This window comes from Pandoraea sp. ISTKB (genome assembly GCF_001721285.1).
Lineage (GTDB): Bacteria > Pseudomonadota > Gammaproteobacteria > Burkholderiales > Burkholderiaceae > Pandoraea > Pandoraea capi.
Genome location: NZ_MAOS01000028.1, coordinates 321,059 through 337,013 on the forward strand (window position 1 = coordinate 321,059; position 15,955 = coordinate 337,013).

Sequence of the window (15,955 nt, forward strand, 5' to 3'; positions counted from 1 at the left end):
GACGGTGTGCCAGCCTGTTGGCCGCAGCGTCGAGTTCAGCGAAGCTCAGGCTGTGCTCGTCGAGGACAAGCGCCACGGCATCGGGGGTGCGTCGCGCCTGCGCCGCGATGCGTGCGGGCACCAGGATCGTCGCGACGTCGGTCGCCACGGCCTCGCCCAACGTCGCGAGTGCGTTCGTCGTGTCGGCGTTCGGGCTCAGTGCGTCAACCACGCGCTGGCCGGTCGCCGGGGCGTCGGCCAACGCATTCAGCAACGTCAGGTACTCGCGACGCAGCCGTGCTGCCTGTGAGTCCGAACAACGCGTCGCGTCGAAGCGCCAGCCCAGCGCGGGCGTGCCGCGTGTGGCGACCGTGAGCGTGACCGGATAGTTGGTGCGCTCCCATCCCTGCACCTGCCCGACGCGCAAGGACGCATCGCCATCGAGCAGCCCGGCCGCCACCGGATAGTTTTCGAACACCATCAGGCTATCGAACGGTGCGGTGCCGTTCATGCCGAGCCATTGCTGGACGGAGGCGAGCGGGGTGTGCTCGTGCTCGCGCAGCGAAACGTTCTGCGCCTGCAACGCGCGCAGCCATTCCCCCAGGTCGCGCGACGGCTCGACGGCGACGAACAGCGGCAAAGAGTTGATGCACAGGCCGAGCATGTCCTGCGCGCCGGGCAGCGACGCGGGACGGCCCGAGACCGTCACGCCGAACGTCACGCGCTGGCGGAAGCTATGCTGCGAAATCAGCATCGCCCACGCGCCCTGCATCACCGTGTTGATCGTGACCTGATAGCGCTGGGCGGCTTCGGTGAGTCTTGCGCCAAGCGTGTCGGGAAGCACATCTTCGAAGGTGAGCGCTTGCCCTGCGGCACTGGACTCGCCAGCGGCGTAAGCCAGCAACTGCCCGCGCTCGGACGCATCACCGGCTTGCGCCACCCACCAGTCGCGTGAAGACGGCTGACGCGAGACCCAGTCGACGTACCGGCTGTACGGCACCGCCGGTGCCGCGTTCGCCTGTCCCGGCGTCTGGCCGTCGCACACTCGCCGATAGGTACCGACCACTTCGGCCATCAGCAAGGCGCTGCTCCAGCCGTCGGTAATGGCGTGATGTGCCGTCCACACCAAATCGGCCGCATTGTCCGGCCGCAGGAATACGTTCACCCGCAGCAGCGGTGCGCGCTCGACGTCGAACCCGGCACGCAGATCGTTCGCCAGCCACTGCGTGAAACGGGCCTCGAACGCGGTCGTCGTTTCGTTGTGCGCCGCCATCGGATGCACGGTGAACGGCAGCTCGGCGCGCGACTGGACGATTTGCAGGATCGGGCCGCCATGGCCCCAGGCGAAACGCGTCCGCAGTGCGGCGTGACGTGCAACGGCGTGTTCCCACGCCGCGCGCAGGGCGTCGACATTCAGCTCGCCAACGAGCGTCACGCGCTTTTGCGTGATGTACATGCCCTCGCCGGGCAACGACAGATCGTGATACAGCAACCCCTGCTGGACTGCCGTGGCGGGATAGACATCCTCCACCCCCGACGCTTCCAGCGACAGCCGTTGCCATTGCGCCGCTGTGAGCGCCGCGCGCGGGAAGTCGCTGCGCGAGAAGAGGCGGGTGCGCTCGCGTGTCGCGGTCACCACGGCCTGCACCTGCGCGTCGAAACGCGCGATGCACTGCTCGACCTGTGCGGCATCGAGCAGATCGGGGTCGTAGTCCCACGTAATCGACAGCGCACCGTCTTGAATGCGCGCATTCAGATCGAGGGCAAACGGCGCAGGTGCCGCCACGGCCATCTCGCCGCAGGGCAGCGTCGACAGCGCGAACAGGCTGCCGCTCGCGACCGCCTGATCGAGATTGCCGAGATAGTTGAAGCCGACCTGCGCGACGGGCAGCGATGCAAGCGCATCGCGCACGTCGTCGCGCGCGTGCCACGCCAGCAGCCCCCAGTGCAGGCCCTTGTTCGGGACGTCGCGCAGCGTGTCCTTCGTCGCGAGAAGCTGGTCGTCCAATGCACCGGTCGATGGCAAGCGCACCGGGTAGCGCGTCGTGAACCAGCCGACGGTGGAACTCAGATCGAGCTGGGCATGCTCGCCGCGACCGAGAGTTTCGCGACCGTGCCCTTCAACGGCAACAATCGCGTCGGCACCGCCGAAGACTTCACCCAGCGAGCGGGCCAGCACGCCCAATAACGCTTCATCCACCTGCATGCCCAAACGGCTACGGGTCTGCGTGACCAGTTCGCGCGTCGACTGCGCACCGAGCGACCACTGACGGGTCTGACGGGGCTTACCCGTGCTGGTGCCGTCGAACAGCGGTTTCGCACCGGTGAGCGCGTCGCGCCACCACGGCAATTCGTCGATGACGTCAGCCGAATCGGCATGATCGGCGGCCGCCTGAACCCACACACTCCAGGGCGTGTTGTCCGGCAGCTCGATCGCGCGCAATTCGTGCGCGGCGTGGTAGGCACGCTCCAGTTCGTCGAGCAAGACGCGCCAGGACACGCCGTCGACCGCCAAGTGATGAATGGTGACGAGCAGATAGGCGCCCTCGGGCACCTGCATGAGACTGGCTCTGAGCAGCGGTCCCTGCCCGATGTCGAGGGAGCGATGGACACGGGTGCCCTCGCGGTCGATGGCCGCACGCCAGTCCGTCTCGGCGCGAAGGTCCAGCGTTTCGAGCAGGTTGTGTGCATCCACCGCCACGACCTGCTGCTGCCAGCCCGACGGCGTGCGCGTGAAGCGCAGGCGCAGCGCGTCGTGTGCCTGCATGACGGCGTCCAGCGCGCGTCGCAGCGCCGCAACGTCCGGCATGGATGCGCTATGCAGCAACACGGCTTGATTCCAATGCGCTTCGCCGTGCGGGTGACGTTGGAAGAACGTCGCCTGAATCGGCGTGAGCGGCAGCGGATCGCGGCACTCCACGTGTTTCTCGCGCGCGTTCAGCGGCTCCGCCAACAGCGCGAGCCGCTCGATGTCCGGCGCGTCGAAGATATGACGCGGCGTGAGCTTGAGCCCCGCCGCCGCGGCCTGTGCAATCACGCGCAGGCTCAGAATCGAATCGCCGCCGATCTCGAAGAAGTTGTCCGTCACGCCAACGTCGTCGCGTCCCAGCACGTCGCGCCAGATGTCGCGCAGGGCGGTCTGGACAGCGCCCACCGGCGCCTGACGCTCCCGCGAGGCCATGTCCTGCGGCACCGGCAGCGCAGCACGGTCGGTCTTGCCGTTCGGCATGACCGGCAGCGCATCGAGGTGCACGAACACCGACGGCACCATGTGCGCGGGCAACTTGCGCTCCAGCGAGCGGCGCAGCACCACGTCCGCCACGTCGCCCACGACGTAGCCAGCCAGTCGCGCGCCCTCGCCTGCGCCCACCAGCGCCACGACCGCGTCGCGAACCCCCGGCACCTGACGCAGCACCGCGTCGATCTCGCCCAGTTCGATCCGCAGGCCGCGCAGCTTGACCTGCGCGTCCAGACGGCCGAGGAAGTCGATACGGCCATCGGCGCGGCGTCGGCAGAGGTCCCCGGTGCGGTACATCCGTGCGCCGTTGCCGATGAACGGGTCCGGCACGAACTTCTCCGCGCTCAATGCGGCGCGGCCCAGATAGCCGCGCGCCAGCGTGTGGCCCGCGATGCAAAGCTCGCCCAGCGCATCGACCGGCGCCTCGAGACCATGCTGATCGATGACGTAGACACGGCGCGACGGATACGGCACACCGATGGAGACGATGGCGTGCTGTGTGTCCTCGTCGCACGTGCGTCGGAACATGCAGGCCACGGTCGTCTCGGTCGGGCCGTAGAGGTTATCGAGCTGAATGCCCGCCAGCGGGCCGTCCTGCCATTGACGCAGCGCGTCGCCGGGCAGCCCCTCGCCGCCGACGGTGATCTGACGCAGCCCGGCAAGCGCTTCGCGCGACGGCGGATTGCGCAGCCATTGCTGCCAATAGGCGGTCGGAATCCGCGAGAAGGTGACACCCTCTTCACTCAGGTGACGGCTCGTGGTCTCCAGATCCCATGCCTGCGCGCCGCGCATCTCGATTTGCCCGCCCTTGCACAGGGCCGGCAGCATCTCGTGCAGCGCCACGTCGAAATTGATCGTGGACGATTGCAGTTGCTTGTCGTCCTGCGAGATCGCGTACGTGCTCAGGAAGTCGTCGATGTGCTGGCTGAATGCGCCATGCGAGATCGCCACGCCCTTCGGTCGCCCCGTCGAGCCCGAGGTATAGATGACGTAGGCGAGTTGTTCGGGATGCACTTCCTGACAAACGACCTCGGTCGACGCCGGGTCCAGCGTATCGACGACGATGACTTCATGGCCGCTCAGGACATCGGCCATCGCCTGTGCGGTCGCAGCGTCGGCCAACACGCGGCGCACGCCCGCGTCTTCCATCATGAACGCCAGCCGGTCGGACGGATACGACGGATCGAGCGGCACGAAGGCGCCCCCCGCACGCAGCACGCCGAGCAACGCCGCCGTCATCCACGGCGAGCGCTCGACGCACAGCCCGACGCGCTCGTCGGCCTGCACGCCGGCGGCGGCCAGCGCCACGGCAATGCTGTTGGCCGCCGTGTCCAGCGTCTGGTACGTCCACCGCACGCCTTCGCAATGGATGGCGGGACGTTGCGGTGTGGCCCACGCCTGCGCCGCAATGCGATGCATCACCGGCTCGAACGCGTGACAGGTGAGCGGCGACGGTTCGATCCGTCCGGACAGCGTGATGGCGCCGACATTCGGCAGCGCGTCGTTGGCCGGGCGGGCCAGTTGATCGAGAATCGCGCGCAGGTCGTCCTGCAACTGGCGCAGGATCTGCGGCGCGATGCGCGACGCCCTGGCCTTCCAGCGCAACGTCAGGGTGTCGCCGGGCAGCACGGCGAGCACCAGCGGGTAATGGGTCTGCTCGGTCGTGGCGAAGGCGGCGAGCGACAGCGACGCGTCGTCGGCACGCACAGCCGCATCGATCGGATAGTTTTCGAACACGACAAGGGTGTCGAATAGCGCTTCGGCGGCGCGTCCGGTCCATTGCTGCACCTGACGCAACGGCGTGGTCTCGACGGTGCGCAATGCCGTGCCGCGCTGCTGCACGTCCTGAAGCCAGTCGGCAACGCTCGACGCCGCCGGCACATCGATCCACAGCGGCAAACTGTTGATGAACAGGCCCAGCGTACGGTCAATTCCCGGCAGATCGTTCTCGCGGCCGGACAGCGTGACGCCGAAAGCGACCTGCGTGCGGTTGCCGTAGCGCGAACTCAACATCGCCCACGCGGCCTGCACCATCGTGTTGAGCGTGACGTGATACCGGCGCGCCGCATCGCGAAGGCGCGTGTCCAGCGCGGCGTCGAGCACGTCATCGACTTGCAGCAGGGTGCTCGACGTGGCGTCATGTCCGGTCGGCCCCGCCGGCAGGCTGGCGACCAGCGTCGCCGGTTCGTCCAGCGAGCGCATGCGGGCTTGCCAATAGTCGGCGTGATCGGTCTGCGTCTCCAGCCAGCGCACGTACTCGCCGTACTGCGGCGAGTCGTTTTCCTCGGACAACGACTCGCCGCGATAAATCGCCAGCACCTCGGCGAGCAGACGTGCAGCACTCCAGCCGTCGAGCAACACGTGGTGGTCAGTCCAGACGAGATCGGTCAGACCGTCGGGGCGTGCGAACAGGTTCACACGCAGCAGCGGCGCGACGGCGAGGTCGAAGCCCTGCGCCAGATCGTCCGCGAGCCAGGCATGCAGACGCGCGTCGTAGGTCGCCTGCGGCCCGACGGACCAGTCATGACGGGTGTACGGCAACCCGACGTGACGCGAAACGACCTGCATCGCGTCGCCGCCGTGCGCCCAACTGAAATGCGTGCGCAGAATGGCGTGACGCGCCATGACCTGCGTCCAGGCGTCGCGCATACGGTCGTGATCGAGCGCACCGCGCAGCGTCAGACGCTTCTGGTTCACGTAGACGCCGCGCCCCGACTGCATCAGGCTGTGGAACAACAGCCCGCTTTGCAACGGCGTGGCGGGATACATCGCCTCGATGTCGCCATTGGCGCCCACGTCCGCCATCGCGGCGACTTCGCGGCCGTTCGACGTATTCGCTGGGCTTGCCTCGGCGATCGGCTGCGCCAATGCGGCGAGCGTGGCGACGGTCTGTGCTTCGAACAACTGGCGCGCCGTGATCTTCCAGCCCTCGCGCGCGAGGGCCGTCACGATTTGCAGACTCAGAATCGAGTCGCCGCCAATCTCGAAGAAGTTGTCGTGACGGCCGATGCGGTCGATTTGCAGCACCGACTGCCATGCGGCCGCGACGGCTTGCTCGGCGGGCGACGCCGGTGCCTCGAAGGCGCCGCGATGCGCCCCTGCACGCGCCCCGGCATCAACGCTCTCACCACCGTGTGCCAGCATGAAATCGCCGAGCACATCGTCTACCGGCGGCATGATGCTGCCGTCGGCGTTACGCAACGTCACCTGCCCCACGGCAATGGACGGATCGCCTGCCAGTGCCTCGCAGAAGTTCACGAAGTGCGCGGCCCAGCGAGCAACGCTCGCCTCGTCGAAGATCTCGCGCGCATAGGTCATCGCCGCGCTCACGGAGCCGTCGGCAGCCTCCTCCGTATCCAGCGTCAGTTCGAACTGCACGTTCCGGCCCGCGATATCGATACGCGAGACCGTCAGGCCGTCGAGCGCGTCGAACACATGGTGATCGGGCTGGCGATGGTTGTGCACCACCTGAAAAATCGGGGTGTGCCGCAGGTTCCGCTCGGGATGGAGTGCGTCGACAAGCACGTCGAACGGCAGATCCCGATGCGACTGCGCTCCGGCGGCATTCGCACGCACCGTGTGCAACAGAGCGCCGAGCGACTGCGTGCGTAGCGGTTGCGCATGCAGGACCTGCGTGTTCACGAAGCAGCCCAGCACGTCGTTCACCTCGGGACGCTCGCGCCCGGCGACGGGAACGCCGACGCGAATATCGTGCTGGCCGGAGTGACGATACAACGTGGCCATGTAGGCGGTCAGCAACGCCACGAAGAGCGTGCTGTCGTGACGCTGGGCGCTTGCCCGCAATTGGCTCGTCAGCGCCGCCGGCAGCACGAACGTATGGCGTGCTGCCGTGTAATCCGCGAGCGACCGGCGCTCCCGATCCGCCGGCAACGCCAGCACCGGATGCCGATCGCCCAGCGTGGCGCGCCACCACGCCAGTTGACGCTCCCGCTCGCCGGCATCGAGCCAGCGGCGTTGCCACACGGCGTGGTCGGCGTACTGCACCGGCAACACCGGCAGCACCGGCGTCGTACCGTCCAGCGCTGCGCGATAGCACGTGACGAACTCGTCGAGCATGCGGTCGATCGACCAGCCGTCCGAGATGATGTGATGCATCGACACAAGCAGATGATGCTCATCGGCACTCAACGTGACGATGCCCACGCGCAGCAGCGGGCCCTGCGACAGGTCGAACGTCTCGCGCGCGAATGCGTTGGCGAGCGCTGCGGCTTCGGCCTGCGGATCGGCGGTGCCCGTTACGTCGTGATGACGCACAGCCACCGGCATGGTGTCGTGCACGATCTGGCGCGCGGCGACCGGTCCGCCTGCACTTTGCGCATCGCCTTGCCCCGGTGCGAACGTCACACGCAAGGACTCGTGGCGAGCGACGAGCGTATCGAAAGCGGCCTGAACCGCCTGTTTCGCGCGGTGATCGAACTTACCCTGCAACCGCAATCCGCCTGCGATGTGGTACGCGGAGCTTTCCGGTTGCAGATGCCAAAGGAACCACAGGCGTTGCTGCGCGTAGGACAGCGGCAGCACGGCGTCGGCGCCGCGAGGCACCGGCACGAGCGCGGGCTGTGTCCCCACGCCCCCCTGCCCACCCTGCACGCCGCCTTCATGGTCGAGCGCTTCGGCCAGTTCGGCCAGACTCTGATGCTCGAACAGATGCCGTGGCGCGAGTGCGAGGCCCGCCTGCGTTGCACGCGTCACGACCTTCAGTGTGAGCAGCGAATCGCCACCGATCGCGAAGAAGTTGTCGTGACGTCCCACGGAGGCGACGCCCAGCACGTCCTGCCAGACCTTGGCCAGCAAGGCTTCGGTGCCGGCGCGCGGCGCGACGTCTCCGCCACGGCCGAACTCCGGCGCAGGCAAGGCACGACGGTCCACCTTGCCGTTCGCGGTCAGCGGAAACACCGGCATGACCACGATCGCCTTGGGCACCATGTAATCCGGCAGTACCGCACCCAGCGCGCTGCGCAACGCAGGCACCTGAGCGGTGCCCGCCACGTGCGCGATCAGGCGTGCGCCGCCCGGCCCTTCCTGCACACTCGCGACCGCACCGTGTACGCCGGGCTGCGCGAGCAGTTGCGCCTCGATCTCGCCCAGCTCGATACGAAAGCCGCGAATCTTGACCTGATGATCGATACGTCCGAGGTAATCCAGCTCGCCGTCGGCACGCCAGCGCGCCAGATCGCCGGTCCGGTACAGTCGGCCGCCGTCTGCCGCGAAGGTGTCCGGGATGAAGCGTTGTGCGCTCAGCGATGCGCGTTGCCAGTAGCCGCGTGCGAGGCCTGCCCCGCTCACGTGCAGTTCGCCCGGCACACCGATGGGCGCGAGTTCGCCCTCGCTGTCGAGCACGTACAGCCCTAGGTCGACGATGGCACGGCCCACGGGGCTGCGCGTCACGGCGAGGTCGTCCTGCGTGATCTGACGGAACGTCACGTGCACCGTCGTCTCGGTGATCCCGTACATGTTGATCATGCGCGGGTGGGCGTCTCCAAAGCGCTCGAACCACGGACGCAGCGTCTGCGGCTCCAGCGCTTCGCCGCCGAATACGACCACGCGCAGCGCCAGATCATCCGCCGCCGCCAAGTCCGGGACTTGCAGCAACTGACGGAACGCCGACGGCGTCTGGTTGAGCACGGTCACCCGCTCGCGGCGCAACAACGTCAGGAAGTCGTCCGCCGCACGGCTCACCAGGTACGGCACGATCACGAGCCGTGCGCCGTAGCACAGCGCGCCAAAGATTTCCCAGACCGAAAAGTCGAACGCATACGAGTGGAACAGCGTCCACACGTCCTGCGCGCCGAAATGGAAGTCGGCATCCGTGGCGTCGAGCAAACGCCCGACATTCGCATGCGTGACGAGCGCGCCCTTCGGCTTGCCGGTCGAGCCGGAGGTGTAGATGATGTAGGCCAGATGCGATGGCAGCACCGGCACGTCCGGATTGCCCGGCGACGTGTCGTCCGAGTCCATGGACATACTCGCGTGCTCATGGTCGTGCTCATGGTCGTGAGTATCGAGCAGCAGCGTCTGCACGCCGTCAGGCACCGGAAGTTGCTCACGCAGACTTTCGCGCGTGAGCAGCAACGCCATGCCGCTATCGGACATCAGGAAACTCAGGCGATCCGCCGGATATTGCGGGTCGAGCGGGACATAGGCGCCGCCCGCCTTGAGTACGGCCAGAATCGCGACGACCATGTCCGGCGAACGCTCCAGCGCAACGCCCACACGCGATTCAAGCCCCACGCCGCGCGCGATGAGCGCGTGAGCCAGCCAGTTCGCACGTGCGTTCAGCTCACGGTACGTCATGCCGACGTCCTCAAACGTCACGGCGATGGCATCCGGTGTTTGCGCGGCGTGCGCTTCGATACGCCGATGCAACGGCAAGCCCGGCGACACCGGTTGGCTCGCGCTCCACTGCATCAGCCGGTCCTGCTCGTTCCGGTCGATCAGCGCCACGTCCCGCACCGCCTTCGCGGCGTGGTCGATGAACGCTTGCACCGCGTTGCACAGGTGATCGGCCAGACGCGCGATGGTCGAGGCGTCGAACGTGTCGGCGTCGTAACGGAATCGGGGCGTGAGACGGCCATCGGCGAACGCCTGCACGTCCAGCGTGAGATCGAATTGCGCTGCACTCGCGTCGATGCCATGCAGCGTGGCGGCCATGTCCGGCCAGCGCGTGAGCGAACGCTCGTCTTGCTGGACATGGTTGTACATGACCTGGAACAGCGGCGTCTGGCCCATGCTGCGATGCGGCGCCAGAGCGTCGAGCAACACGTCGAACGGCAGATCCTGATGCTGCTGCGCTTCAAGCGCCGTGTCGCGCACCTGCGCGAGCAGCGCCGCCAGCGTGCCGGCCGGTTGCACGTCGAGCTTCATCACCACCGTATTGACGAACAGCCCCATGAGGGGTGCTGTGCCCGCATGCTGGCGGTTGGCCACGGGCATACCGATGCGCACGTCGTGGCTCGTGGTGTGACGGCGCAGCACGAGGCCCAACGCCGCCAGAATCAGCATCGACGGCGTCACGCCGTGCGTCGCCGCCACGCCCGCCAGTGCCGCGTGCACCTGCGGCGGGAAGTCGAACGCGTGGGCAGCGGCGCGGCGCGGCGTATTCCCCGCGCGCGTACGGTCGCCAAGGATGGCCGGCGCGGGCTCGTCGCCCAGATGGGCGCACCAGTAGGCCAGTTCCTGCTTTCGCGATTCGTGCTCGCGTTGATCGCGCTGCCAGACGGCAAAGTCGGTGTATCGGAGCGCGGCAGGATCGTCGGTCGCCGGCGTCGGCTGGCCGCTCAGACAGGCGAGATAGTCGTCTGCCAGCGCGTCGACGAAGCCCTGCATCGACCACGCGTCGCAGACGATGTGATGCAACGCCACGACCAGATGCGCACGACGATCCGGTGTCGTGAACAGCGCGGCGCGCATCAGCGGGCCGTCGCGAAGATCGAACGGCGCATCGATCCACGCCTGCGCCGCGGCGTCGAGCAAGGCCACGTCATCGAGTCGCGTCTGCGTCATTGTGAAGCGCGACGCCGTGGCGATGTCCGCAACGCGCTGCACCGGTTCGCCCTGCGCATCGGTATCGAACGTGGTGCGCAAGGCGGCATGACGGGCCACGCTGGCGCGCAACGCCCCTTCCAATGCCGACGCGTCAGGCGATACACCGAACGTCAACCGGCCGCCCACGTGATACGCGGTATCCGATGCGTCGAGGTTCCACAGGAACCAGAGACGGTGCTGCGCGTGCGTGAGCGGCGCAATGGTGTCATACGCGGTATTGCGCGCAATCAGCGGAACGGCCCCGGCCGCCCCCTTCTGCGCGACCTCGCCCTGACGTTGCGTCACGAGCCGCGCAGCATCGCGCAGAGCGGCCTGTTCGAAGACGTCGCGCACGTCGAACGGCACATTGAACGCTGCCTGCACGCGTGCGGCCAGTTGCACGGCCTGAATCGAATTGCCGCCGAGACGGAAGAAGTGTGCGCTGGCTGCATCGACCGTATCGTTGGTATCGACCGCATGCCCCAGAACGTCGGCCCAGATCGCCGCCAGACGTCCGGAAACGGCGTCCGGTGACGCTTCGCCTGCCGTCGGTTTCGCTTCCAGTCCCTCGTTATGCGACGCGCCGTAAGCCTCGTCGAACGTCCCGTCGGCATAGACCGCCCAGGCGTCGAGCGTGCGCTCGCGCCAGCCGCGTGCTGCTGCGGAGCGTTGCAGCTTGCCGCTCGACGTCTTCGGCAGTCCGCCCGGATTGAGCAGGACCACGACACCGAGCGCCTCGCCGAAGCGGGGGGCGACCACGGCGTCGAGTTCGTCGACGATCTGTGCGGGCGTCAGCAGCTTCTGCGTGCGGCGCGAGATTTCGGCGGCGAGACCGATGCTCTCGCGACCGTTGATCTCCACGGCGAACGCCGACACGCGGCCAGACCGAACGATGTCCAGTTCCGCTTCGACGACCTGCTCGACATCCTGCGGATACACGTTCTGGCCGCGCACGATGATCAGGTCCTTCACGCGACCGGTCACGTAGAGATGATCGCCCCGCGTCATGCCCAGATCGCCGGTGCGCAGCCAGCGACGGCCTTCGTCCTCGACGAACGTCGCGGCGCTGGCCTCCGGATTGCGCCAGTAGCCCGCCGTCACGCTCGGGCCGTTGAAACGAATTTCGCCGATCTCGCCGTCGCCGAGCGTCCTGCCGCTGGTCGGATCGACAATGCGCACCTCGTGGCCCTGCGGCGCCTTGCCGCAACTCACGAGCCACTTGGTCTCACCGTCGGCACCGTCCACCGACAGCGACGACATCCCGTCCGAGCGCGTCACCCCGGTAACGAGCAACGTCGCTTCGGCCAGACCGTAGCAGGGATAGACCGCCCCCGGCTGGAAGCCCCACGCGCCGAAGCGCTCGACAAACTCGCACAGCGTGTCGTGGCGCACCGGCTCCGAGCCGGAAAACGCGACACGCCAGCTCGACAGGTCGATGCCTTCCATCTGCGCATCGCGCACACGCTCAGTGAGCAAACGGTACGAAAAGTCCGGCCCGCCCGAGATCGTGCCCCCGTGCCGCGCAATCGCTTCGAGCCAGCGGATCGGCTGCTCCAGGAAGTGATTCGGCGACATCAGCACGAGCGGGATACCCGTGTAGACCGGCTGGAGCATCGTGCCGATCATGCCCATATCGTGCGGCAGCGGCAGCCAGCTCACGAACACGTCCGACGGCGTGACGCCCAGACGCTCCTGAATCGCCACCTCGTTGGCGATCAGGTTGCCGTGCGTGACCATCACGCCCTTGGGCGCCGAAGTCGACCCCGACGTGTATTGCAGGAACGCGATGTCTTCCGACGTGAGATCGATGGCGATGCGCGAGGTGGATGCCGGGGCGCTCGAATCGTCGATGACGATCAGCTCCGCCGTCTCGCCGTACAGGTCCAGCAGCGAACGAGCGATCTGCGCATGCTCCGGGGTCACCAGCACCCAGCGGGCCTGTGCGTCCGCGAGCATCACGCGCAGGCGCTCCGCGTACGCGTCGCGCGTGCGCCCGGGCGCGAAGGCGGGCACGGCGAGCACGCCCGCGTAAAGGCAGCCGAAGAATGCAGTGAAATACGACAGGCCGCTGTCCATGAGCAGAATGGCGCGCTCGCCCTTGAGCGCGCCCCCACCGAGCCGGTGGGCGAGCGCGTTGGCACGCTGGTCGAGCTCGGCGTAGCCGTGCGACGTCTCGCCGCCAGCCTGCACGCAGATCAGTGCGGTGTCGTTCGGACGTTCGATTGCGAGCGATTGCAGTCGCTCAACCATGTGCTTGGGAGTCTGGGACATCGGAGTGCCTGAAGTTCGTTGCATTCTTTGCGATTCATTGCGTTCGTGGCATGCGTGTCATCCAAGGCGAACGGCGCGACCGAAGGGCCGCGCCTCGCTGGCATGCCGACAGGGGAGCGCCGACTACTCGGGATGCTCGCCGTCGTTGCGCACGGGTGCCTGCGCGTGCGGCCCGGAATGCGGTTTATGGCTGCCCGGCATGTCGCTCGTTTCGCCGTCGCCCAGCTCGATCAGCCGTCCGTGCCCCGCATCGGCATGCATCTGACGCGCCAGATGCGCACCATGGCCGGCGTGACCCGCATGAGCGACGTGCGCGGGGGAAACGGCGGGCGTCGGGTGCGGTTTGGGATGGACGGCAATTTTTCCGAGCATCGGCGCCGCGGCGCCTGCGTCGGCCTGCACCGTCGGCACAGCGGCGTCTTCCGTCGCGCGACGCATGCGCTTGAGGAACGGGCATTGATCGGCTGCGGCAACGTTCTCGTCTTCGAGGAAGTACTGCTTCCATTCGAGGTTGCCCGGATCGCCGTAGAAGCCCAGGTCCGGGTGGGGGCCGACGGCGTCCCACTTGCGCAGCCGCTCGCGCACCTGCTCGCGCGCCTGACGCCCGATCACCTTGTTCGTGATGGTGTCGACGAACACCGCACGCGGCTGGAACAGCAGCACCATGCCCGGCCCGAGGTTGCGACTGTGGCGCAACGAGAACGACGGGCAGGCGCAGACGACGAACATCTGAAGCCCGCCGTAGCCGAACTCCCAGTCCTCGTGCGAGGGCGGCACCTGATGATCCGCCTCGGGATCGGGGTCGACGTTGTGCAGATACTGCAACGTGTTCCAGAACAGGTCGTGATATTCGGCGTGCGTCAGCGGCGTGGCGTCCGGCTCGTAGAAAATCGCGATGTTGTTACGTCGGAATTCCGGCTGCGACGCGAGACGCGCGAACGTGAGCATCGTGGCGGGCAGCGACGCGTTGTCCTTGCCGTTGACGAAGGTGTAGAACATCTCGCCGCGCCGCTCGGCAATCGTGCCGAAGAAGCACGGATACTCCGGGTGCATGACCTGCGTGCGCAGCGTCTCGTACGACGTCTCCAGCCAATCGGGCAGTTCGATATCCCCGACCTGATCGCCGAGAATGACGCGCGAGCGCCAGTCGCTGGCCGTGGTGCGCTTGGGCGCAGGGGAATTCCCGGAAGCATCGGGGGCAGAGGTAGAGCGTTGGGAACCCAGGGTATCGGGGGGATCGAGCTGCATGAGCTTCTCCGTCGAAACTGCGCGCGCCGGCCCGAGCCGGCTGTCATTGCGTCACGCATCGACCGTCGCCGGACAGCCGGCGGCGGGATGCGTGAACGTGCCTAGAATTTAGTAGTACTAACAGGCTATACGAGTCGATAGCCTTGAGTCTCTGGTCGCCGGCGCTAGGTGGGCGCGCCGGCGTCACCGCGCAGGGGCATGAGGCGCACTCGTCAGGCGAGTGCAGCAGAGGACTGCGGGGCCGGCATGGTGCCCGCATGGAGTGCCGCGATCCATTCATCAGGGATGATCGGCTGGTGGTACGTGCATTCGTGCGACACCACGGTCGAGCCATGCAGACGGCCGTCCGGAATCAGCACGCTGTCGCCCTGCTTCATCTTGAGCTGCATTCCCAGGTTGCCCCAGAAGATCATGTCGCCCGACTCGATGACGACCAGACGGTGATCGTTGTGCACGTGCGTGGTCGAACACATCTCGCGAGGCTCGACAAACGTCTCCCGGTCGATGCCCGGGCATTCGACTTCGATACGCCCCTCGACCTGCTTCGCAAACGCGACGTAACGCTCGATCGCCGACAGCCAGCGCAATTGCTCGCCGAGGTCCCAACGGCCCCGTGCGGCCATGAGTTCGGCAGCGCCGAGCCCCTGACTGACGCGATACAGGCCCTGCTGGGCGTACTTGTCGTCGATTTGCGTCGTCGCGGCCGAGGCACGGCGAAGCAGATCCGCCACGGCGTCTTCCAACGGCGGCTGCTGAATCGGCAACCCATGGAGCATGTGCGGGCAGGCGGCAGCGGCGGCCTGACAGAACGCCAGCATTTCGGCCTCGGCAACGAACGCCGCGCCCAGTAACGCAAAAGCCCGGTCCGGACGTGCGCCCAGCGCGTACAGCAGGTTGCACTTGGCAAGGCTCGTCGGCAGATAGAACTGCCAGTACGAATGCTCGCGGCGCGTCAGGTCGAGTGCCCCGGCAACGCGGGTGAGCAAGGCGTCCTGCGCGGCATCGACCATGACCGGACGGGCATCCGGTGAGACGGCGTCGAAATACCCGGAGGCCACCGCACGTGCAACGGCGGCACGACGCGACGGCGCGAGGCTCCAGCGCTGGATCATGATGAAGCGCAGGCCCTCGGGCAGATATTCGTTGCGCTGGAGCAGCGCGAACATCTCGCTCCACCACGCATGTTCGGTCTGCACGATGGCACGCAGGGCTTCGGTCAGCGAGGCCGGCGTGTTGTCGGCCTTGCCCTCATTGCCGAGGAACGTGTAGGCATAGTTCTCGAGATACGGCCGGATGCGTGCACCGAGCACCTGATTGCGCTCGCTGTAGAACGCATCGGCACTGGCGAAACCCTCGGCATCGCCGGGGCGCGGCATACGGGCGATACCGACCTCGTTGATGCACATGAGCAGACGCTGGGAGGCGAGCATCGGCAAACGGCTGACCGTCTCGGCGCGCACCGCCTTCTTGAACTGGAGGAATTCGAGATCCTCGGGACGCAGCGGTCGGCGATAGAAGTCTTCGTCCAGCTCCAACTCCTCGACGACGGCACTACGAAACGCCATATGCGACGCGAATTCCCGAATCAGGGGCAACGTTTCGTCGCGCACTTCGAGATAGGGGGCGAAATCGAACAGCGGGGGGAGGCCTTGCACGATGTCCATCTCCGTATTG

The 15,955-nt window shown here is 67.0% G+C and carries 3 protein-coding genes (1 of these 3 only partly in view); all 3 read right to left on the minus strand.

Going from position 1 to position 15,955, the window contains the following annotated elements; translation table 11 throughout:
- Positions 1-13,033: the start of a non-ribosomal peptide synthase/polyketide synthase gene (locus tag A9762_RS10010; RefSeq protein WP_170836215.1), read on the minus strand. 15,308 nt of this gene lie to the left of the window's left edge; only the first 13,033 of its 28,341 coding nucleotides appear in the window; the start codon lies at positions 13,031-13,033; its stop codon lies beyond the left edge, outside the window.
- 123 nt (positions 13,034-13,156) lie between these two features.
- A complete protein-coding gene (locus A9762_RS28075) occupies positions 13,157-14,281 on the minus strand; it encodes a YqcI/YcgG family protein (RefSeq protein WP_083253804.1) in 1,125 nt (374 codons plus the stop codon).
- 212 nt (positions 14,282-14,493) lie between these two features.
- Positions 14,494-15,945 carry a peptide synthetase gene (locus A9762_RS10020; RefSeq protein ID WP_069341869.1) on the minus strand — a complete coding sequence of 484 codons (1,452 nt, stop codon included), beginning with the start codon at positions 15,943-15,945 and terminating at the stop codon, positions 14,494-14,496.
- Positions 15,946-15,955: the final 10 nt, after the last annotated feature.

What these genes read in the sequence shown, in the direction of transcription:
- A9762_RS28075 (WP_083253804.1), bottom strand. Translation starts at nt 14,281, where the DNA reads ATGCAGCTCGATCCCCCCGATACCCTGGGTTCCCAACGCTCTACCTCT.
- A9762_RS10020 (WP_069341869.1), bottom strand. Translation starts at nt 15,945, where the DNA reads ATGGACATCGTGCAAGGCCTCCCCCCGCTGTTCGATTTCGCCCCCTAT.